Here is a 20518-nt window from a genome sequence, read left to right as displayed (position 1 = left end):
TCACATCAAGGGATAACAGCGGTAGCGCTCAGCCACCACCTTGAAGAATCAGTAGATCGCGTACACCTTGCGCACGGTCTCCAGCACGTCCCAGCGCCCTGTCCAGCCCGGAGGCAGGATGATCAGATCGCCACCGGTCACTTCCACCACCTCACCGCTACTGCTATCTGTGAGCAGCGCTTTACCGGAGATGATGTAGGTGAACTCGGTGTCGGGGCGCTCGACCACCGGCCAGCCACCGGGCTGGCATTCCCAGACGCCGAGGTTGCCGGTCGCCTCGGGCGCCAGCTGCTGGATGGCGATCTGCGGGTCGCCCTTGTCCGCCCCGGCGCGCTGGCCGGCGGGGCTCAGGGGCAGGGACTGGATGGCGGCGGACTTGATGATCGTGAAAGTGCTCACGGCGTACTCCTGTTAATGCGCACCTGTCAGCTTCTCGAGCAACATCGCGGTGCGGGATGGACGATGGGTGATGCGCTCTTCGATGTCGCTCAGCGAGGCCGCGGCGAGCCCGCTGTTGACACCCAGCCAGCGCAGCGGCTCGGGCTCCCAGGACGGGGAGCGGTGGTTGACCAGGGGCAAGGCGTTGATCGCCTCGTCGCGGCCCTGGATCAGGTTGCGCAGGATGCGCCCCGCCAGGTTGCTGGTGGCGACGCCATCGCCCACGTAGTTGCCGGCCCAGGCGATGCGTTTCTTCCGGTCGATGCTCACCGTCGGGCACCAGTCGCGGGCCACGCCCAGCGCGCCGCCCCAGCGGTGGGTGATGCGCGCATCGGCCAGGTCAGGGAAAAACTCCAGCAGCGTCTCGTGGATCTTCGCGTGGATGCCGTCCACCAGGTCGGCCTCCTCGGTGATCCGGGAGCCCAGGCGATACGGCGCGCCGCGGCCGCCGAAAACCAGCCGCCCCTCGGCCGTGACCTGTCCGTAGACGCGAAGGTGGCGCATGTCGTTGAAGGCCAGGCGGTGGTCGAGCCCCAGCCTGCGCCTCAGCTCGGCGGGCAGCGGCTCCGTCGCCAGCACCAGCGAATACAGCGGGATGACGAAGCGCGAGTGCCCGGGTTGCTGCGAGGTGAACGCCTCGGTGGCGCGCACCGTGAACTTCGTGCGCACCGAACCACGCCCGGTGCGCACCACGCCCTCGGCAAACTCGGTGACGGCGGAATGCTCGTGGATGGTCGCGCCCATCGTCTCCACCAGCCGCGCCAGGCCACGCACCAGCTTGCCGGGGTGGATCAGCGCGCAATGCTCGGTGTAGAGCCCGCCCAGCGTGCCTTCGGCGCCGACCCTGGCGCCGGCCTGGGCGCCATCGAGCAGTTGCCACTGCTCCAGCAGCCCGAAGCGCGCCGAGCCTTCCACCGCCGCCCGCGCACGGGCCAGCTGCGGCGCGCTGCGGGCCAGGGAGAGGAAGCCCTGCTTGGCGTAGTCGGCGTCGACGCCTTCCAGCGCCAGCACCCGGCCGATCTCGTCCACCGTGTCGTTCATGGCCGCCTGCAGCTTCAGCGCGGCATCGTGGGAATACATCTCGGCCACGCGGGACAGCGAGATCGGGAAAATCGCCGAGGCCCAGCCGCCGTTGCGCCCGGAGGCGCCGAAACCGACTTCGCGCTTCTCCAGCAGCACCACACGCAGGGAGGGGTCGCTCTTGAGCAGGTAGTAGGCCGTCCACAGGCCGGTGTACCCCGCGCCGACGATGACGACATCGGCGTCCGTGGTGCCCTCCAGCGCAGCGCGGACCGGGCCTTGTTCGAACCAGAGCGGCTTGTTGGGTAACTGGGTCAGATCGAATTTTGCGGTCATGGGGTTGGCTTCCAATTGACGGCCATGGGTGGGGGCTACGAAGCGCTGCGTGCGGGTAGCACGACGGCTTGCCGGCGGCAGCGGGACAGCCGCACCAGCGCGTAGGAGGCAGCGATCGCGGCGATGGCGATCAGGCACTGCAGCAGGCTGATCTGCATCGAGGGGTCGAAGGCCATGCTCACCAGCACCGCCACGATCGACGCGGTCACCAGCAGCGGCAGCCAGGGATGGCCCCACATCGCGAACTTCAGGCTGCCCTCCTCCACCCATTTGCGGCGCAGCTTGAGCTGCGACAGGCAGATCATCAGGTAGACGAACAGGAAGACGGTGCCGGAGGAGTTGATCAGGAACTGGAACACGGTATCGGGCCAGAGCGCCGCGATGACCACGCAGCCATAGCCCACCAGGGTCGAGGCGATGACGCCGCGCACCGGCACGCCCTTGCGGCTCACCCCGGCGATCCAGCGTGGCGCCTCGTCGTTGGAGGCCAGCACGTACAGCAGGCGGGACGAGGTGTAGAGCCCGGCATTGAGCACCGACAGCACCGCCACCAGGATCACCGCGGTCAGCATGTGGCCGGTGCCGGGAATGCCGATGTGCTCCAGGGTGGCCACGAACGGCGACTTGCCGGCCTTGATCTCGGTCCACGGCTGCGCGACCACGATGAAGAAGGTCGCCAGGACGAAGAACACCAGGATGCGCAGCATCACGGTATTGACGGCCTTGCGGATGTTGCGCGAAGGGTCCTCGGACTCCGCCGCGGCGAGGGTGGCGACTTCCACGCCGGTCATGGAGAAGATGACCACCACCACGCCGGTGAACAGCGACGTCACGCCGTGGGGCAGGAACCCGCCATGCTCGGTGAGGTTGCCGAAGCTGGCGGTGGAGCCCGGCCACAGCCGGAAGGCGTAGGCCCCGGCGACGACCAGGAACACGACGATGGCCGCGACCTTGACGCCGGCGAACCAGTACTCGGCCTCGCCGAAGGAGTGCACCGACATCAGGTTCAGCAGCGTCATGCCCACCATCAGCCCCAGGGCGATGGCCCATACCGGGATGTCCGGGAACCAGCCGTTGATGATCTGGCCGCCGACCACGGCCTCGAAGCCCACCACGATCACCCAGAAGTACCAGTACAGCCAGCCGGTCATGTACCCGGCCGGACGGCCGAAGGCCAGCCTCGCGTAATCGACGAAGGAACCCTTGGCGGGATGCGCGGCGGCCATCTCGCCGAGCATGCGCATCACCAGCGCGACGATCAGCCCGGTGATGGCATAGGTGATGAAAGCGCCGGGCCCGGTCGAGGCGATGACCGCGCTGGAGCCCACGAAAAGCCCGGCGCCGATGACGCCGCCCAGGGCCAGCATGCTGATGTGCCGCGTCTTGAGCGCACGCTTCAGGCGCGGGTCGTGTTCTGTCTGAATAGGCACTGGTCGTCTCCTTTTATTATTGGTAATCAACGCTGCCTTTTCAGAAGGTTAGGGACCTCCGGCGGGGCTGAACATCGACAAAATCCAAGGGACGGGCAGTTGCGCTAGACAAATGTATGAAGGGGGTCGCGAGGGATGGAGAGGTTGGCCCAACCCTCCGCAGATGCCGATCGCATCGGCGCCATCGGCATCTGCGGAGGCGGCGCCTACACCATCAACGCAGCCATCACCGACCATCGAATGCGCCACGTCATCGACTATCTGCCAGGCTCGGTGGAGACAGGCAGATCGCCTCTTCGTAGGGTCGAGGGGGACACCTGGTTCTTGCTCGTGAATGAGCAGCGCAGTGAAGTGTGTTCGCGAGCAAGCTCGCTCCTACGAGAAGCCGTGCCCACCCGTATGGCAGGAGCGGACCTTGTCCGCGATGGCCGGAGGCTCCGGCGCGATTCGCGGATGAGCGCTGCCCCACACCAAGCCCCTTGTAGGAGCGCGCCCTGCGCGCGAATCGCGGGCAGGGCCCGCTCCTACACCGCTTGCGGGAGAGGGAGTGGGGTTGCCCGAAGTACAGCTACCGCCGGTGTACGCCGTTCGCGCAGGGCGCGCTCATACAAACGTTGTGCGCACAGGCGTATCGAAGGCATCGACCTGAAGCTCCGCCACCCTGTATTAGCCTGAGCTTGAATCGGACTTCCGCAAAAGCGAATTCCTTCCCGTCCGCACGCGCCCACATCATGCCGGCCATCATCCTCAAAGCGGACACAAGGCATGACCGACTTCGATCCTTCGGCATGGCTGGGGCGTACCCAGGAAGTGCACGACCAGCTCAGCCGCAACCTCGTGCAGCGCATCGCGGCGACCTTCAGCCTCCAGGCGCCGGCCCATGGCGAGGAGCTACCGTGGCTCTGGCACTGGTGCTTTTTCAATGAGCAGGTAGCGGGTAGCCGCCTGGGGCCGGACGGCCATCCCGCGCTAGGCACCTTCATGCCGCCGGCCCTCGGGCGCAACCGCATGTGGGCCGGCGGCCGCCTGGAATTCCTCGAACCGCTGCGGATCGGCGCCGAAGCCTGGCGCAAGACGCGTATCGAGCGCATAGAGGAGAAGGCCGGGCGCACCGGTTCGCTGCTGTTCGTCACCCTCGCCCACGAGTACTGGCAGGACCAGCGCCTGTGCCTGCGCGAAGAGCAGGACATCGTCTACCGTGAGCCCTCGCCGCCCAAGCTCGGCGCAGGCGAGCCCTCACCCCAGGCGGGTTGGGAAGAGCGCATCGCGCCTGACCCCACCCTGCTCTTCCGCTACTCAGCTGTGACCTTCAACGCCCACCGCATCCATTACGACTGGCCCTACGTCACCGGCGCCGAGGGCTACCCCGGCCTGGTGGTGCACGGCCCACTGACTGCAACCCTGAGCCTCGCTGCCTTCGCCCGCGCCAACCCGCTGGCACGCCTGCGCCGCTTCAGCTTCCGTGGCGTGCGGCCGTTGATCGCCCCCGAGCCGTTCCAGGTGGGTGGACACCACACCGAACCCGGCGTAGCCGAGCTGTGGGCCGCCAATTCCACCGGCGTGTGCCAGCGCGCCGAAGTCCTGTTCGATTGACACTGCCCCGCGTCCATCCCGCTGACGCAGCCCAAAGGAAGACCGATGAACCACCACGACAATGAACAACTCAACGCCATCCGTGAAGGCGTGCGCGCCCTCTGTGCGGAGTTCCCCGCCGAGTACTGGCGCAAGATCGATGAAGTGAAAGGCTTCCCCGAAGCCTTCGTCAAAGCCATGACCGAGGCCGGCTGGCTGTCGGCGATGATCCCCGAGGAATACGGCGGCTCCGGCCTGGGCCTGGCCGAGGCCTCGGTGATACTCGAAGAAGTGAACCACTGCGGCGGCAACTCCGGGACCATCCACGGGCAGATGTACAACATGTTCACCCTGCTGCGGAATGGCAGCGAGGAGCAGAAGCGCTACTACCTGCCGAAGCTGGCCAGCGGCGAACTGCGCCTGCAGTCCATGGGCGTCACCGAGCCGACCACCGGCACCGACACCACCAAGATCAAGACCACCGCCGTGCGCCAGGGCGACAAGTACGTGGTCAACGGCCAGAAGGTGTGGATCTCCCGCGTGCAGCATTCCGACCTGATGATCCTGCTGGCGCGCACCACGCCGTTGGCCGAGGTGAAGAAGAAGGCCGACGGCATGTCGATCTTCCTGGTCGACCTGCGCGAGGCCATCGGCAACGGCCTGACCGTGCAGCCGATCGCCAACCTGGTCAACCACGAGACCAACGAGTTGTTCTTCGACAATCTGGAAATCCCCGTCAGCAGCCTGATCGGCGAGGAGGGCAAGGGCTTCCGCTACATCCTCGACGGGCTCAACGCCGAGCGCACGCTGATCGCCGCCGAATGCATCGGCGACGGCCGCTGGTTCATCGAGAAGGCCAGCCAGTACGCCCGCGACCGCGTGGTGTTCGGCCGCCCGATCGGGCAGAACCAGGGCGTGCAGTTCCCCATCGCCGAGGCGCACATCGAGGTGGAGGCGGCCGATCTGATGCGCTGGAAGGCCTGCGCGGAATACGACGCCGGGCGCAACGCCGGGGCCGCGGCGAACATGGCCAAGTACCTGGCGGCCAAGGCCAGTTGGGAGGCGGCCAATGCCTGCCTGCAGACCCACGGCGGCTTCGGTTTCGCCAATGAATACGACGTGGAGCGCAAGTTCCGCGAGACGCGCCTGTACCAGGTGGCGCCGATCTCCACCAACCTGATCCTGTCCTACGTGGCCGAGCACCTGCTCGAACTGCCGCGCTCGTTCTGACGGAGGCCACATGCAACTGGACAAGCTGCGCAGCGCGCTGTTCGTGCCGGGAGATCGCCCGGAGCGCTTCGCCAAGGCCCTGGCCAGCGGCGCCGATGCCGTGATCGTCGACCTGGAGGATGCCGTGCAGGCGTCCGCCAAGGCCCAGGCGCGCGAACATCTGCGCGCTTTCCTCGACGCCAGCCCCGACGCCGGCGTCTGGGTGCGGGTGAACATGGCCGGGCACCGGGAACACGATGCGGACCTCGACCTGTGCCGTCATCGTGGCGTGGTCGGCCTGCTGCTTCCCAAGGCGGAAAGCGTCGAGCAGGTGGTCAATGCCGCCACGGTCGGCAAGCCGGTACTGCCCATCGTCGAGAGCGCCACGGGCCTGCAGGCATTGCCGGAAATGGCACGGGTCGCCGGCGTGCAGCGCCTGACCTTCGGCGGTCTCGACCTGTGCCTGGACCTGGGCATCAGCGCCGGCACCGCGGTCGCAACGCGTCTGCTCGACCAGGTGCGCTACGCACTGTTGCTGCACACCCGCCTGGCCGGCCTCGCCGCGCCGCTGGACACCGTGTTCCCCGAGATCGCCGACCTCGAGGGCCTTGCCCGCTTCGCCCGCGAAGCCCGAGATGCCGGGTTCGCCGGCATGCTGTGCATCCATCCGCGCCAGGTGATCGGCGTGCACCAGGCGCTGGCGCCGACCCGCGAGCAACTGGACTGGGCACGGAAGATCGTCAGCGCTACCCGGGGCAATGGCGCCTTCCAGCTGGACGGGCAGATGGTCGATGCGCCGGTGATCGAACGCGCCCGGCGCCTGCTCGCGCTGCACGACTGACAGCACCGACCTCGCTTGCGCCGGCCCTCGTGGCCGGCTTTTTTTTGCGCCGCCGCCACGCTACGGAATTCAGGCAGCGCAAACGCGAACGCCCGGTCCATCGTGGAGACCGAGCGTGCGTTTACCTCAGGGTCGGGATTCCGGTATCGGCAAGGGGTGGCTCGCCGTCCGGGCGCACCGGGCAAGCCCGGTGGATCGGGTGACCGCCTTCTTGTGGAAGGCGGCCCCGCGACTCATTTCAGCGACAGCGTGTAAGAGAGGATCAGGCGATTCTCGTCCAGCTCGCCGGCGCCATCGGAGCGCACTGTCGCATTGCGCCAGCGCACGCCGAAGTTCTTCAGCGGGCCACTCTGCATCACATAGGTGATGTCCAGGTTGCGCTCCCATTCCTTGCCGGCCTTGCCGCCGATCTCATAGCCGTCGCCACGGATGTAGCGGTTGATCATGGTCAGGCCGGGGATGCCGAAGGCGCTGAAGTCCAGGTCATGGCGCACCTGCCAGGAGGTTTCCTGCGCGCGGGTGAAATCGAGGATCTGCACCACGTTGGCACCGTAGGTGTCGGCATCCTGCAGGTACGGGAAGGGACTGTCGCCGCTGTTGTCCTGGTAGCCGACGCGGAAGGTCTGCGCGCCGAAGTTGGCCGAGAGCATCGCGGTGGTCAGGCCGTTGTCGATGTCGCCGCCACGGGCAGCGCCGTTCTCCGAGGAATCGAAGTAGCCCAGGTTGGCGCTCAGTACCCAGTCGCCCACCTTGCGGCTGCCCTGGAAGCCCAGGTAGTTCTGCTCGTAGACATCCTGCAGCTCGGCACGCCAGTACGCGAGGTTGACCGTTGGCGAGAAGGCATAGGTAGCGCCGAAGTAGTCGAAGTGATCACCACCGACGTTGTAGTTGCCGGCGATGATCTCGTCGTGGTTGCCACTGGAGTTGCGGAAGTTGACCTTGTCGAAACGGCCCAGGTCCAGGGTCAGGTTGTCGATGTCGCTGGAGGTCAGCGTGGCGCCGTTGTAGATCGGCGGCAGCAGGCGCGCATCGCTGGAGAGCAGCACCGGCGTCTTGGGGGTGAAGCCGCCGACCTTCAGCTCGGTCTTGGCGATCTTCATCTTCGCCACGCCCGAGAGGTCGCTGTAGCTGCCAGGGCCGGAATCACCGAAGCGGTTGGGCAACAGGCCGGTGCCGGCGCGGGCGTCGGAGGAATCGAGCTTCAGGCCCAGCGCGCTGTACAGCTCCAGCCCCACGCCGACGGTGCCTTCGGTGTAGCCCGACTTGGCGCTGAACATGAAGCCCTGGGCCCACTCCTCGCGCTTGGATTGCGGCGCGTTGTCCTGGCGGAAGTCGCGGTTGAAGTAGATGTTGCGCAGGCTGAGGTTGACGCTGCTGTCCTTGATGAAATCGGCATGGGCCAGCGCCGGGAGCGCCAGGGCCGGCGGCAGCGCGAGCAGGCCGCAGAGCCGGGCCAGAGAAGGATTCTGCATGGAGGTATCCGTGTTGGTTGTTGTTGTTTTCTTGAAGCGGTGCAAAGGGCCCGGAAGGAGCGCCGGGTGCGCTGAAGGATGCAAACGCGGGAACGGATAGGGGTATTGGGTTTTGCTTAAGGAGCCGTTTCGCCCAGGCAAAGATCGCGGCCGAACCCCCGCGGGCGCTGCGGGTTAAGCAACGGCGAAGGCAGGCTTTCACGATGCGAAATTGCCCAGGCCATCCCACCTTGCCCATGCTGCCCGGCATTTCCCGCACAAGGTCGAGTCCATGAACGACGCACTGATCGTTTCGCCATTGCGCACCCCCATCGGCAAGTTCGGCGGCGCCCTCGCCCCGCTGACCGCCGACCAGCTCGCCGCCGGCATCATCCAGGCCCTGCTGCAGCGCCTGGACATTCCCCCGGCGACGCTGGACGAGGTGATCGTCTCGCAGTCCTATGCCTCCAGCGAGGCGCCCTGCATGGGCCGCTATGCCGCGCTGGCCGCCGGCCTGCCGCTGGAAGTGCCCGGCTATACCCTCGACCGCCGCTGCGGCTCCGGCCTGCAGGCGCTGGCCGACGCGGCGATGCACGTGCAGACCGGCCACGCCCAGGCGGTGCTGGTGGTGGGCGTGGAGAGCATGAGCAACATCGAGTACTACAGCACCGACATGCGCTGGGGCGCCCGCGCCGGCAGCGTGAAGTTCCACGACCGCCTGGAGCGTGGCCGCGAGCGCTCGCAGCCGCACGAGCGCTTCGGCTACATCTCCGGCATGCCCGAGACGGCCGAAAACCTGGCCCGCGACTACGGCATCAGCCGCGAGGAAGCCGACCGCTTCGCCGTGCGCAGCCACCGCAATGCCGCCGCCGCGTGGCGTGACGGACGCTTCGCCGAAGAAGTGATAGCGGTCGACGTACCCGGAAGGCGTGGCAGTCGAACCACCGTATCGATGGACGAAGGCATCCGCGAGGACGCCAGCCTGGAAAGCATGGCCGGCCTGCGCGTGCTGCTGCCTGACGGCGTGTGCACGGCGGGCAACTCCAGCCAGCAGAATGATGCTGCGGCGGCCTGCCTGGTGGTCTCCCCGGACTACGCCCGACGCCACAACCTCAAGCCGCTGGCGCGCCTGGTGGACTGGGCGGCGGCCGGCTGCGACCCCGCGCGCATGGGCATCGGCCCGGTGCCGGCGGTGGAGAAGCTGCTGCAACGCACCCGGCGCACGCTGGCCGAGATGGACCTGATCGAGGTCAACGAAGCCTTCGCCGCCCAGGCGCTGGCCGTGCTCAAGGCCTGGGGCCTGGAGCATGACGAACGGGTCAACGTCAACGGTTCGGGCATCTCCCTGGGCCACCCGATCGGCGCCACCGGCGTACGCATCATGACCACCCTGCTCCACGAGATGCAGCGCCGCGGCGCACGCTACGGACTGGAAACCCTGTGCATCGGCGGCGGCCAGGGCATGGCCGCGCTGTTCGAGCGGGTGTGAGGGCCGCCATGAACTGGATCGAAGTCAACCAGGCCGCCCTGCGCTACCAGTTGCTGCCGGCCGAACGCCCCGACACGCCGGTGCTGGTACTCATCCACGAGATGGGCGGCAGCCTGGAAAGCTGGGACGACCTCTGCGCCACCCTGGCCGGCGAACTCACGCTGCTGCGCTACGACACCCGCTGCGCCGGGCTGTCGGAAAAATTTCCCGGCGAGTTGGCCATCGACGATCACGTGGCCGACCTGGCAGCCCTGCTCGACGCGCTGCGGATCGATACCCCCGTCGCGCTGATGGGCGTCGCTGTCGGCGCAGCCATCGCCATCCGTTTCGCCGCCCGCTATCCCGGGCGCTGCCAGCAACTGATCGGCCTGGCGCCGGCCTGCGGGGTCGCCGCTTCGGCTCGCGATGCCACCCGCCAGCACGCTGCCGCGCTGCGTGAAGAAGGCCTGGGTGAACTGGTGCCGGCGCTGCTGGAAAAAACCTGGCCTGTCCCGCTGCGCACCGATGCCGGGCGCTTCGACGCCTTTCGCCTGCGCTGGCGTGCCGCCGATCCCCAGGGCTTCGCCGCGACCTTCGCCATGCTTGCCGGCCTGGAACTGGAAAGCGACCTGCCCCGCCTTCCGCAACGCACCCTGCTGGTGGCCGGCGAATACGACGCCCTACGGCCCCCGGCGGAAATCGACCGCCTGGCCCGATTCGCTGCACAGATCGAGCCTTTGCAGGTAGCCTCCGGGCATTTCATGCCGCTGCAGAGCCCCCGGCTGGTCGCCACGCTGGTGCGCGGTTATGTATGCGCCGGGTTGTCCGGCTCGACGCTCTACCGGGCGTTCATCGAGCACCCGCAGCACCGCGTCGGCGCCAGTGGCCATGCCGCCTGAAGCACACCGTGATAGCAGAACAACGACAATGAGGAACCACGCCCCATGATGCAGTCGCGCAAGATCGGTGACATCAAGGTCACCCGCATACTCGAATACGCAGGCCCCACCCACGACCCGGCGTTCCTCTTCCCACAGATGGACAGCCAGGTGCTGGAAGAACACCGCGAGCTGATGGCGCCGAACCACTGGATTCCGCACATGAACAAGCTGATCGTCACCATCCAGTTCTGGATCGTGCACGTGGGCAGCGAGATCGTGGTGATCGATACCGGCGTCGGCAACTTCAAGCCGCGCCCGGGCATCGCGCGGATGAACATGCTCAACGGCCTGGTGCGCGAATGGATGATTGCCGCCGGCGCGCCACCGGAGAAAGTGACCCACGTCGTCATCACCCACCTGCACGCCGACCACGTGGGCTGGAACACCACCTGGAAGGACGGGCGCTGGGAACCGACCTTCCCCAACGCCACCTACCACTTCCCCAAGGACGACTTCGACTTCTGCCACCAGGGCAAGAACAAGGAAGGCGGCGTCATCGACGTGTTCGGCGAATCCTTCTTCGACAGCGTGATGCCCATCGTCGATGCCGGCCTTGCGCGGATGATGGTGCCCGGCGAGGAAATCGCCGACTGCCTGCAGGTGCAGGCAGCGCCCGGCCACAGCCCCGGCCAGGTGATCTTCAAGGTACGCTCCGGCAACGAGGAAGGCATCTTCTGCGGCGACATCCTGCACAGCCCGGTGCAGATCGTCCGTCCGGATATCAGTTCCGGCTACTGCATCTGGGAAGACACCGCCCGGCAGACGCGCCTGGCCTTCCTCAACGAGGCCGCCGACTCCGGCGCGCTGATCCTGCCGGTGCACTTCGGCGAGCCCCATTGCGGCTTCATCCGCCGCCAGGGCGAGGGCTTCCGCTTCGAGGCGGCCCACTGGTGAGCCCGTTGCCTGCGCCGCCCCATGCGGCGCGGGCCGTACATGGCGGCGCCGGAGCGACGAACACCGTCTATGCAGGCCATTCACCAGCCAGTACCGTGGCATACCACTTGGCAAGAAGTACCTGACCATGGCGATGCATTTCGATATCACGGATTTCCGGCTGTTCATCAACATCGCGGAAACCAGCAGCCTCACCCGCGGCGCGGAGCGTTCCTTCCTCTCCGTGCCGGCCACCAGCAACCGCATCAAGAATCTCGAGGACAACCTCGGCATGCGTCTGCTGGAGCGTTCGCCCCAGGGCGTGACCCTGACCAACGCGGGCAAGACCTACCTGCAGCATGCGCGCATCATCCTTTCCCAGCTGGAGATGCTCACCGGCGACCTGCAGCAGTACGCCGAAGGCCTCAAGGGCCAGTTGCGCCTGCTGGCCAACACCACGGCCATTACCGAATACCTGCCGCCGGTGGTGGGCGAATACCTCAAGACCCACCCCGACGTGCACATCGATATGCGCGAGCGCCTGAGCGACGACATCGTGCGCTGCATCCGCGATGGCAGCGCGGACCTGGGCATCGTCTCCGGCAGCGTGGTCACCGACGGCCTGCAGAGCGTGCCGCTGGTGAGCAGCCGGTTGATGGTCATCGCCCCCGAAGGCCACCCGATCCTCGAAGGTGGCGAAGTGCATTTCAAGCAGGCCCTGCAATACGCCTTCGTCTCCCTGCTCGAAGGCAGCGCCATCCACGTCTTCCTCAGCCGCGCGGCGGCGGCGCTGCACATCCCCTTGACCATCCGCGTGCAGGTCGCCAGCTCCGATGCCATCTTCCGCATGGTCGAGGCCGGCGCCGGCATCGCCATCGTGCCCCAGGCCGGCTTCGAGCGGCTCAAGGGCAGCCAGAGAATCGGCTCGTGCAAGCTGCTCGACCCCTGGGCGGTGCGCACCTTCCAGCTCTGCGCCCAGGATTTCGACGGCCTCTCGGCCTTCGCCCGCGACTTCGCCGACAGCCTGATCGACTGCTACCGCGCGGCTTAACCCCAGGTTAAGCCCCCCTTTCGAAGAGGCCAATTGTCCACCCCAAACGAGTCTGGGAGCCTTGTTGCACAAGGACGCGCCACGTTCCAGGGCGCTCCGCAACCAACAATGACAAGGACCACCCATGGCCGAAAAACGCTGGAAGAAACGCCCCGAGGGCTCCAACTGGGGCGACTTCGGCCCCGACGACCAGAGGGGCCGGCTGAACCTGCTGACGCCGCAGAAGGTGCTGCAGGGCATCGCCGAAGTGCGCGAGGGGCTAGCCTTCTGCCTCAGCCTGCCGCTGGACTACCCGGGCGGCAACGCGATGAACGTCAACCGCCTGCCGCCGATCCTGCGCCCGCTGCTGCGCAAGGGCGGGGTCAACATGAATTACCAGTACCAGTGGATCCAGGAAGGCCGCCCCGACGTGCTCAGCGACGACCTGGCGATCCTCCACCTGCAGTACTCCACGCAATGGGACGCGCTCTCCCACGTCGGCGCGCTGTTCGACGCCGATGACGACGGTGTGCCCGAACCGCTGTACTACAACGGCTTCAGCGCCGGCGGCGACGTCGAAGGCCCCAGCAACCTCCAGGACTGCGGCATCGCCGGGCCGATCAAACCCCACAGCACCTCCTGCGCCCACGCGCTGGGCATCGAGCGCATGGCCGAGACCTGCGTGCAGGGCCGCGGCGTGCTGATCGACCTGCACCACCACTTCGGCCTCGAACGCACGCACATCGGCTACGACGAGCTGATGCGGGTGATGGACGCCGACAAGGTGGAAGTCGAGGCCGGCGACATCGTCTGCCTGCATACCGGTTACGCCGAAGCCCTACTGGGGATGAACCGCAACCCCGACCCAGCGGAACTGGATCGGCTGGCCGCCGTGCTCGACGGCCACGATTCGCGGCTGCTGAACTGGATCACCGACAGCAACCTGGTGGCCATCGCCGCCGACAACTACTCGGTGGAAGTCTTCCCCGCCGGCCATGCCGGTGATTGTTGCTCGGTGATGCCGCTGCACCACCACTGCCTGTTCAAGCTTGGGGTGCACCTGGGCGAGCTCTGGCACCTCACGCCGCTGGCCAACTGGCTGCGCGCCAACGGCCGCAACCGCTTCCTGCTTACCGCCCCGCCGCTGCGCCTGCCCGGCGCCGTGGGCGCCCCGCTCAACCCCATCGCCACAGTCTGACGGAGTTCCATCATGCCCAGAGAACGCGTGCTCATTACCGGAGGCGCCTCCGGTATCGGCGCGGCCATCGCCCAACGCTGCCGCGAGGACGGATTCGAACCGGTGATCATCGACCGAATCGGCGACGGCCTGATCGCCGACCTCACCGACCCCGCCGCCACTGCCTCCGCCCTGGAACAGGCCCTGGCCGCTGGCCCGATCACCCGCCTGGTGAACAACGTCGGCATGGTCTGCCCCAACCCCGCAGACGAGCAAAGCCTCGAAGAACTGCAGCGGGTCTGGGCGCTGAATGTGCGCTGCTCGCTGCAATGCATGCAGGCGCTGCTGCCGGGCATGAAGGACGCCGGCTTCGGGCGCATCCTCAACATGTCCTCGCGCGCCGCGCTGGGCAAGGAGCTGCGCAGCGCCTACGCGGCCACCAAGGCCGGTTTGCTGGGCATGACCCGCGTCTGGGCGCTGGAGCTGGGCCGGCATGGCATCACCGCCAATGCCATCGGCCCCGGCCCCATCCGTACCGAGCTGTTCGAGCGCGCCAATCCGCCGGATAGCCCCCGCACCCGGGCGATCATCGACAGCGTGCCGGTCAAGCGCCTGGGCGTGCCGGACGACATCGCCCAGGCGGCCTCGTTCTTCCTCGATGCGCGCGCCGGCTTCGTCACCGGCCAGGTGCTCTACGTGTGCGGTGGCATGACCGTCGGTGTAGCCGCCGTCTGACCTGCCTCACCCTGCTGGCCCGCCTCATCAGCAGGCCAGCAGCTTGTTAATCCGCGGTTAAACACCCCTTCCGCAGACTGAAATTGTGACCCCCAGGGCGCGCTGGCAAGCTGGTTTCCAGGCGCGATGAAGGCCGGAAAAGGCCGCATCCGCCTGCGATGAAAACGAAAAAGGACCCGCAGTCATGATCGACAAGCTTTGCCCCAGTGCCGCCCAGGCGCTGGCCGAGATTCCCGACGGCGCGATCATCGCCGTGGGCGGCTTCGGCGGCGCCGGGATGCCCGAGGACCTGATCGATGCGCTGATCGCCCAGGGCGCGCGCGACCTCACCCTGGTGAGCAACAACGCCGGCCAGGGCGATACCGGCCTGGCCGCCCTGCTCAAGGCCGGCCGCGTGCGCCGTATTCTCTGCTCCTACCCGCGCATGGTCGGTTCCCACGTGTTCGAGGAACTGTACCGTGCCGGCAGGATCGAGCTGGAGATCGTCCCCCAGGGCAACCTCGCCGAGCGCCTGCGCGCCGCCGGCTGCGGCATCGGCGGGTTCTTCACCCCCACCGGCTACGGCACCCTGCTCGCCGAAGGCAAGGAAACCCGCCTGATCGACGGCCGCCACTACGTGTTCGAAACCCCGATCCACGTCGACTACGCGCTGATCAACGCCGAGATCGGCGACCGCTGGGGCAACCTGGTGTACCGCAAGACCGCGCGCAACTTCAGCCCGGTGATGGCCATGGCCGCGCGCCACACCATCGCCTCGGTGGGCCGCATCTGCGCCCTGGGCGAGATCGACCCGGAGCAGGTGGTCACCCCAGGCATCTTCGTCAAACGCATCGTGCAGCGCACCCGCGCCATCGCCCACAGTCAGGCAGGTTGAGCATGGACAAACAGACCCGCAACGCCATGGCCGCCCGCGTGGCCCGCGACATCCCCGAAGGCGCATACGTCAACCTGGGCATCGGTTTGCCGACCCTGGTGGCCAACCACCTGCCGGCGGACAAGGACATCTTCCTGCACAGCGAGAACGGCGTGCTCGGCCGCTGGACCGGCGCCAGGCCGGGCGAGGAAGACTGGGACATGATCAACGCCGGCAAGGAGCCGATCTGCCTGGCGCCGGGCGCAGCGTTCTTCCACCACGCCGACTCCTTCGGCATGATGCGCGGCGGCCACCTGGACATCTGCGTGCTGGGCGCCTTCCAGGTCGCCGCCAACGGCGACCTGGCCAACTGGCACACCGGCTCGCCGGATGCGATCCCCGCCGTCGGCGGCGCCATGGACCTGGCCATCGGCGCCAAGCGCATCTTCGTGATGATGGAGCACCTGGCCAAGAACGGCGAATGCAAGTTGATCCAACGCTGCACCTACCCGCTCACCGGGATCGGCTGCGTCAGCCGCGTCTACACCGACCTCGCCACCCTGGATATAACCGCCAACGGCGTGCAGGTCATCGAGCTGGTGGGCGAGACCACGGCCCAGGCATTGCAGGAGGTCACGCCGATCCCGCTGGATTTCTCCACTCTCGCCAGCCACCCCGCGAGAGCCCTGAGCCCGAGCGCCGAACGCGCCCTGGGCAGTTCGGCCTGAGGACGGCAGCGTGGCCACCTTCGACCGTGCCCAGCCCTGGGACCAGGGCGACCTGACGGAACTGCTGAGCCTGGAAGACGGCCCGCAGGACACCTTCCGCAGCACCGTCAACGACAGCAACGCCAATGGCCGCGTCTACGCCGGGCAGCTACTCGGCCAGGCCCTCTGGGCCGCCGCGCAGACAACCCCGCAGCGCGTGCCCAGTACCCTGCAGGCCACCTTCCTGCAAGGTGCCCGTCCCGAGGGGGCTCTGGAATACAAGGTCGAGGCGTTGCAGGACGGCCGGCGCTTTTCCAGCCGGCACATCTATGGCGTGCAGGGCACCTCGCTGGTGCTCAGCGCCCATGCGACCTTCCAGAACCCTGGAGAAACGCTCGAACCTGTACCGCGCCTGGATCGCGAGGTCCCGCCAGCGGAGAGCCTGCCCGATCTGCGCGAACTGGCCGAACGCTACCCCGGCCAGGGCGAGGCGCTGCAGGTACGCTTCACCGGGCAACCGTTACTGGACATCCGCCCGGTGAACCCGGAGGCCTGCTTCGCCGGTTCACCGCCACGGAACGAGATCGCCTACTGGGTGCGCCTGCTGCAGCCGTTGACCGCCGAGGGCTGTCTGCACCACGCGGCGCTGGCGTACCTGTCCGACTGCTGGTTCAACGGCGCCCTGGCGCCACCGTTGGGCATGCACGAACTGTGGCAACACCACTATGTCGCCAACCTCAACCACACGCTCTGGTTCCACACGCCCGAACCGGCCTGCGACGACTGGCTGCTGTTCGTCAGCCAGGCCACCCGCAGCCTGGCCGGGCGCGGCCTGGCACTGGTGCACATCTACTGCCGCGACGGCCGCCTGATCGCCAGCATGGCCCAGGACCTGCTGATTTCGCCGAGGACCGACTGATCGCTTAGCACGGCCGAAAGGCAGGCTTTCGCAAAGGCAAATGGGCGCACGCAGCAATCTGCCGCATGCTCGTACCACGAACTGACGCCTCGGCGCGCCCCTGCCGGCTCCACCTGGCGATCTGCTCGCAACGACAGGCACTCCCCAACAATGAAGTCGTGGCTCCGAGCCATGAGCCGACACCCAATAACAATAAGGACGGTAATCACCATGTTCGACTGGTACAAATCCGGCTCCCGGCAGGAGCGCAAGACCTTCTGGGCCTGCTTCTCCGGCTGGGCGCTGGATACCTACGACGCCCAGATGTTCAGCTTCCTGCTGCCGGCGCTGATGGCGGTCTGGCAGATCTCCAAGGGCGAGGCCGGCGTCCTCGGTACCGCCGCGCTGCTCTCGGCCTCCTTCGGTGGCTGGATCGCCGGCATCCTCAGCGATCGCTACGGCCGCGTACGCATCCTCATCTTCACCATCTGCTGGTTCACCCTGTTCGGTTTCATCGCCGGCTTCACCCAGAGCTACGAGCAGATGCTGGTGATTCGCACCCTGCAAGGCCTGGGCTTCGGCGGCGAATGGGCAGTCGGCGCGGCACTGATGGCCGAGGTCATCCGCCCGGAACACCGCGGCAAGGCGCTGGGCTTCGTGCAGAGCGGGTTTGCCCTGGGCTGGGCGGCGGCAGCGGTGATCATGACCGCCCTGCTCGCCTGGCTGCCCCAGGAGATGGCCTGGCGCGCAGCCTTCTGGGTCGGCGTGATCCCGGCCGGCTTCGTGCTGTTCATACGCCGGCACGTCAAGGACCCGGAGATCTACAAGCAGGCCACCGCCAAGGTCGAAGAAAGGGCCTCGATGCTCTCCGCCTTCCGTCCCAACGTGATCCGCCTGACCCTGCTCGGCGCGGTACTGGTCACCGGCCTGCAGGCAGCGGCCTATACCATCATGGCCTGGCTGCCGACCCTGATGGTCTCGGTGCGCGGCCTCAAGCCCGGCCCGGTGATCTTCACCATGCTGATCATGTGCGCGGGCGCCTTCGCCGGCTTCGTGGTCACCGCCTGGCTGGCCGACCGCTACGGCCGCCGCCCGGCACTGCTGCTGTTCAGCGTGGGCGCATGGATCTTCACCGTGGTCTATATGCTGGTGCCGATGAGCACGACGCTGCTGATGGCCATGGCCTTCCCGGTGGGCGCTTTCGCCACCGGCATCTTCGCAGTGCTCGGCCCGTTCCTCAGCGAACTCTTCCCCACCCACGTGCGCACCACCTGCATGGGGTTCTCCTACAACCTGGGCAAGTCCCTGGGCGCGCTCTCCATCGCCGGCGTCGGCGTGCTCTCCGAGCAGATCGGCCTGGCCCAGTCCATCGGCACCTTCTGCCTGGTGGCCTATGCCCTCTCCGTCACCGCCGTGCTGCTGCTCCCGGAAACCCGCGGCGTACGCCTGCAGGATGTCGACGCCAAGGCCATGAACGACGACACCGGGCCGCAACCTTCGAGCGGTGCCCAGCTGTCCCAGAGCAAACCCTGAAAACCGAGGAATCACCATGCTGTACTGCGTAAGAATGGACGTGAACATTCCCCGCGACATCCCGGCCGAAGAAGTCGAGGCGATCAAGGCTGCCGAGAAGGCCCGCGCCATCGAAATCCAGCAATCGGGAAAATGGCCGCACCTGTGGCGGGTCGTCGGCCAGTACTCGAACATCAGCGTGTTCGATGTCGAGAGCAACGACGAGCTGCATGCGCTGCTTTCCAGCCTGCCGCTGTTTCCCTTCATGACCCTGCAGGTCACCCCTTTGGCCAGGCACCCTTCCTCCATCGCCTGACCTCGGCCGGCGGCCCGCCCGGGCCGCCGCGCCTTCCTCACACCACTTTCAGGATGCGGCCACGCCATGCCAATGCTGCTGCAAGCGGACGCGCTCGACCTCAGTGAGCTGATCCGCCCCGGCGATACCGTACTCTGGGGCCAGGCCAACGCCGAACCCCTGCCGCTGACCCAAGCCCTGATGGAGCAACGCGCACGCATCGGCCGCTTCCGCGTCATGCTCGGCATCGCCAGCAGCCGGACCTGCCGCCCCGAACATGCCGACGTGGTCGATTTCCTCGCCTACTGCGGCGCCGGCGCCAACCGCGAACTGGGCAACGCCGGGGTACTCGACATCCTGCCTTGCCACTATTCACAGCTGCCCGGTCTGATCGCCAGCGGAGCCCTGCGCATCGACGTGCTGATGCTGCAACTGGCGCCCGCCGACAGCCATGGCCGCTACAGCCTGGGCATCGCCCACGAGTACCTGCTGCCAGCGCTGGACCATGCGCGGGTGGTCATTGCCGAGGTGAACCGGCAGGCGCCGCGTACCTTCGGCGAACGCACCCTGGGCGATGCGGACCTCGACGCCATCCTGCACACCGACCGGCCGCCGCTGGAGAATCCCCCGGCGCGCATCCGCGAAGCGGACGCCCGTATCGCCGCGCATATCGCCGGGCTGATCGATGACGGCGCCACCCTGCAGATGGGCATCGGCGCCATCCCCGACGCCGTGCTCGGTGCCCTGCGCGGCCACCGTGACCTTGGCGTGCATTCGGGCAGCCTTGGCGATGGCGTCGCGCAGCTGATGCAGGCCGGCGTCATCACCAACGCCCGCAAAAATCGCGACCGTGGCGTCAGCATCGGTGGCGTGCTGCTGGGCAGCCGGGTGATCCACGACTTCGCCCATGACAACCCCGCCATCCAACTGCGCTCCACCACATACACCCACGACCCGGACGTGCTCGCCAGCCTGGACCGTTTCGTGGCGATCAACTCCGCGGTAGAAGTGGATCTGACCGGCCAGGTCAACTCGGAAATCGCCGCCGGCAGCTACGTCGGCGCGGTGGGCGGCGCGCTGGACTTCCTGCGCGGCGCCCAGCGCTCCAGAGGCGGACTGCCGATCATCGCCCTGCCCTCCACCGCCGGCGCCAACAGCCGCATCGTCGCCAGGCTCAATGGCCCCGCCACCATTCCACGCAGCGACGCAGGGCTGATCATCACTGAATACGGCGTCGCTGATCTACGCGGCAAATCCTTGCGACAGAGAGTGGAATGCCTGCTGGAAGTCACCCATCCGCAACACCGCGCGGCGCTGGAGGCGCAGCTGCGGGCAAAACCGGCAGATTTAGAGTAGAGAAAATAGATCCGTCCCGAATGGCACTTACTTAACCCTTTTCGGATGACCGTGTTTCTTGATCGCTGCCCGAGCAGATTGACGTGTGCAAGTCAGTAATGGGTAGGGCTTTGGCCTTCGCTTGAGGGCTCTGGGTTCAACTCGCCCGGAGCGATTGCCGACACGCTGTTGCGCGACCAGAACCAGCAGGCCGCGAAGAGTCGTACCTCCGTCAGGATCATCGTCGAATTGCCGCCACGCCAGCCATAGCTGGAGGCTGTGCTTGAAGCTCAATTCACGGGGTAGGCAGTCAGCCATCGAGGCCGATTGCGCCATGATCAGGCGAATCAGGTTGTGTGCCAGCAGGTAAATCCAGAGTTCCTTGATAGCCATCGCG

General features: G+C 67.0%; 19 protein-coding genes and 1 pseudogene. 15 read left to right on the top strand and 5 right to left on the bottom strand.

Annotation, left to right across the window (positions count from 1 at the left end):
* Positions 1–48 precede the first annotated feature (48 nt).
* The 3 genes from BM060_RS25870 to BM060_RS25860 are packed head-to-tail and all read right to left on the bottom strand — an operon-like array spanning position 49 to position 3224.
* Positions 49–399, bottom strand: a complete 351-nt coding sequence (locus BM060_RS25870) for a cupin domain-containing protein (RefSeq protein WP_074984441.1) — start codon at positions 397–399, stop codon at positions 49–51.
* A gap of 12 nt (positions 400–411) precedes the next feature.
* Positions 412–1794, bottom strand: a complete 1383-nt coding sequence (locus BM060_RS25865; RefSeq protein WP_074984438.1) for an NAD(P)/FAD-dependent oxidoreductase — start codon at positions 1792–1794, stop codon at positions 412–414.
* Positions 1795–1829: 35 nt separating this feature from the next.
* On the bottom strand, positions 1830–3224 hold the full coding sequence (locus BM060_RS25860) for an amino acid permease (RefSeq protein ID WP_074984435.1): 1395 nt from the start codon (positions 3222–3224) through the stop codon (positions 1830–1832).
* Positions 3225–3989: 765 nt separating this feature from the next.
* On the opposite strand from BM060_RS25860, the gene BM060_RS25855 reads away from it, so the two are divergent.
* The 3 genes from BM060_RS25855 to BM060_RS25845 are packed head-to-tail and all read left to right on the top strand — an operon-like array spanning position 3990 to position 6846.
* On the top strand, positions 3990–4817 hold the full coding sequence (locus BM060_RS25855; protein ID WP_074984433.1) for an HTD2 family dehydratase: 828 nt from the start codon (positions 3990–3992) through the stop codon (positions 4815–4817).
* Positions 4818–4862: 45 nt separating this feature from the next.
* Positions 4863–6026 carry an acyl-CoA dehydrogenase family protein gene (locus tag BM060_RS25850; protein WP_074984430.1) on the top strand — a complete coding sequence of 388 codons (1164 nt, stop codon included), beginning with the start codon at positions 4863–4865 and terminating at the stop codon, positions 6024–6026.
* A 10-nt stretch (positions 6027–6036) separates the two neighbouring features.
* Positions 6037–6846, top strand: coding sequence for an HpcH/HpaI aldolase/citrate lyase family protein (locus tag BM060_RS25845; RefSeq protein WP_074984428.1), 810 nt, complete (start codon positions 6037–6039; stop codon positions 6844–6846).
* A 233-nt stretch (positions 6847–7079) separates the two neighbouring features.
* On the opposite strand, the gene BM060_RS25840 is transcribed toward BM060_RS25845, so the two are convergent.
* Complete coding sequence (locus tag BM060_RS25840) at positions 7080–8318, bottom strand: OprD family porin (protein ID WP_074984426.1); 1239 nt, start codon at positions 8316–8318, stop codon at positions 7080–7082.
* Positions 8319–8589: 271 nt separating this feature from the next.
* On the opposite strand from BM060_RS25840, the gene BM060_RS25835 reads away from it, so the two are divergent.
* From BM060_RS25835 to BM060_RS25780, 12 genes are all read left to right on the top strand, one after another.
* Positions 8590–9786, top strand: coding sequence for an acetyl-CoA C-acetyltransferase (locus tag BM060_RS25835; RefSeq protein WP_074984424.1), 1197 nt, complete (start codon positions 8590–8592; stop codon positions 9784–9786).
* Between the two features lie 8 nt (positions 9787–9794).
* The gene (locus tag BM060_RS25830) at positions 9795–10664 is read left to right on the top strand and encodes an alpha/beta fold hydrolase (RefSeq protein ID WP_074984422.1); all 870 of its coding nucleotides are present in this window, start codon (positions 9795–9797) and stop codon (positions 10662–10664) included.
* Positions 10665–10709: 45 nt separating this feature from the next.
* The gene (locus tag BM060_RS25825; protein ID WP_074984419.1) at positions 10710–11600 is read left to right on the top strand and encodes an MBL fold metallo-hydrolase; all 891 of its coding nucleotides are present in this window, start codon (positions 10710–10712) and stop codon (positions 11598–11600) included.
* 127 nt (positions 11601–11727) lie between these two features.
* Positions 11728–12630 carry a LysR family transcriptional regulator gene (locus BM060_RS25820; protein ID WP_074984416.1) on the top strand — a complete coding sequence of 301 codons (903 nt, stop codon included), beginning with the start codon at positions 11728–11730 and terminating at the stop codon, positions 12628–12630.
* 124 nt (positions 12631–12754) lie between these two features.
* Positions 12755–13807 (top strand): cyclase family protein, encoded by a 1053-nt coding sequence (locus BM060_RS25815; protein WP_074984413.1) that lies wholly within the window; start codon positions 12755–12757, stop codon positions 13805–13807.
* A gap of 12 nt (positions 13808–13819) precedes the next feature.
* Positions 13820–14521, top strand: coding sequence for an SDR family oxidoreductase (locus tag BM060_RS25810; protein ID WP_074984411.1), 702 nt, complete (start codon positions 13820–13822; stop codon positions 14519–14521).
* 184 nt (positions 14522–14705) lie between these two features.
* A complete protein-coding gene (locus tag BM060_RS25805; protein WP_074984409.1) occupies positions 14706–15395 on the top strand; it encodes a 3-oxoacid CoA-transferase subunit A in 690 nt (229 codons plus the stop codon).
* A 2-nt stretch (positions 15396–15397) separates the two neighbouring features.
* Entirely contained in the window at positions 15398–16102 is a 705-nt protein-coding gene (locus tag BM060_RS25800; protein WP_074984407.1) for a 3-oxoacid CoA-transferase subunit B, read from the top strand.
* A gap of 10 nt (positions 16103–16112) precedes the next feature.
* Positions 16113–17000, top strand: coding sequence for an acyl-CoA thioesterase (locus tag BM060_RS25795; RefSeq protein WP_074984404.1), 888 nt, complete (start codon positions 16113–16115; stop codon positions 16998–17000).
* A 171-nt stretch (positions 17001–17171) separates the two neighbouring features.
* A complete protein-coding gene (locus BM060_RS25790) occupies positions 17172–18512 on the top strand; it encodes an MFS transporter (protein ID WP_074984401.1) in 1341 nt (446 codons plus the stop codon).
* 16 nt (positions 18513–18528) lie between these two features.
* Positions 18529–18807 carry a muconolactone Delta-isomerase gene (gene catC / locus BM060_RS25785; protein WP_074984398.1) on the top strand — a complete coding sequence of 93 codons (279 nt, stop codon included), beginning with the start codon at positions 18529–18531 and terminating at the stop codon, positions 18805–18807.
* Between the two features lie 66 nt (positions 18808–18873).
* Positions 18874–20142, top strand: coding sequence for an acetyl-CoA hydrolase/transferase family protein (locus BM060_RS25780; protein ID WP_074984395.1), 1269 nt, complete (start codon positions 18874–18876; stop codon positions 20140–20142).
* A gap of 27 nt (positions 20143–20169) precedes the next feature.
* Here BM060_RS25780 and BM060_RS25775 read toward each other — a convergent pair.
* Positions 20170–20518 (bottom strand): annotated as a pseudogene (locus BM060_RS25775) (IS4 family transposase); the annotation flags it as partial.

Source organism: Pseudomonas citronellolis (genome assembly GCF_900112375.1).
Lineage (GTDB): Bacteria > Pseudomonadota > Gammaproteobacteria > Pseudomonadales > Pseudomonadaceae > Pseudomonas > Pseudomonas citronellolis.
Note: the sequence above shows the minus strand (reverse complement) of the source record. Positions and strands in the feature narration are given on the sequence as shown.

Coding starts and splice junctions, on each gene's coding strand:
- BM060_RS25865 (WP_074984438.1), bottom strand. CDS start 1,794: ATGACCGCAAAATTCGATCTGACCCAGTTACCCAACAAGCCGCTCTGG.
- BM060_RS25855 (WP_074984433.1), top strand. CDS start 3,990: ATGACCGACTTCGATCCTTCGGCATGGCTGGGGCGTACCCAGGAAGTG.
- BM060_RS25850 (WP_074984430.1), top strand. CDS start 4,863: ATGAACCACCACGACAATGAACAACTCAACGCCATCCGTGAAGGCGTG.
- BM060_RS25845 (WP_074984428.1), top strand. CDS start 6,037: ATGCAACTGGACAAGCTGCGCAGCGCGCTGTTCGTGCCGGGAGATCGC.
- BM060_RS25840 (WP_074984426.1), bottom strand. CDS start 8,318: ATGCAGAATCCTTCTCTGGCCCGGCTCTGCGGCCTGCTCGCGCTGCCG.
- BM060_RS25835 (WP_074984424.1), top strand. CDS start 8,590: ATGAACGACGCACTGATCGTTTCGCCATTGCGCACCCCCATCGGCAAG.
- BM060_RS25830 (WP_074984422.1), top strand. CDS start 9,795: ATGAACTGGATCGAAGTCAACCAGGCCGCCCTGCGCTACCAGTTGCTG.
- BM060_RS25825 (WP_074984419.1), top strand. CDS start 10,710: ATGATGCAGTCGCGCAAGATCGGTGACATCAAGGTCACCCGCATACTC.
- BM060_RS25820 (WP_074984416.1), top strand. CDS start 11,728: ATGGCGATGCATTTCGATATCACGGATTTCCGGCTGTTCATCAACATC.
- BM060_RS25815 (WP_074984413.1), top strand. CDS start 12,755: ATGGCCGAAAAACGCTGGAAGAAACGCCCCGAGGGCTCCAACTGGGGC.
- BM060_RS25810 (WP_074984411.1), top strand. CDS start 13,820: ATGCCCAGAGAACGCGTGCTCATTACCGGAGGCGCCTCCGGTATCGGC.
- BM060_RS25805 (WP_074984409.1), top strand. CDS start 14,706: ATGATCGACAAGCTTTGCCCCAGTGCCGCCCAGGCGCTGGCCGAGATT.
- BM060_RS25800 (WP_074984407.1), top strand. CDS start 15,398: ATGGACAAACAGACCCGCAACGCCATGGCCGCCCGCGTGGCCCGCGAC.
- BM060_RS25790 (WP_074984401.1), top strand. CDS start 17,172: ATGAGCCGACACCCAATAACAATAAGGACGGTAATCACCATGTTCGAC.
- catC (WP_074984398.1), top strand. CDS start 18,529: ATGCTGTACTGCGTAAGAATGGACGTGAACATTCCCCGCGACATCCCG.
- BM060_RS25780 (WP_074984395.1), top strand. CDS start 18,874: ATGCCAATGCTGCTGCAAGCGGACGCGCTCGACCTCAGTGAGCTGATC.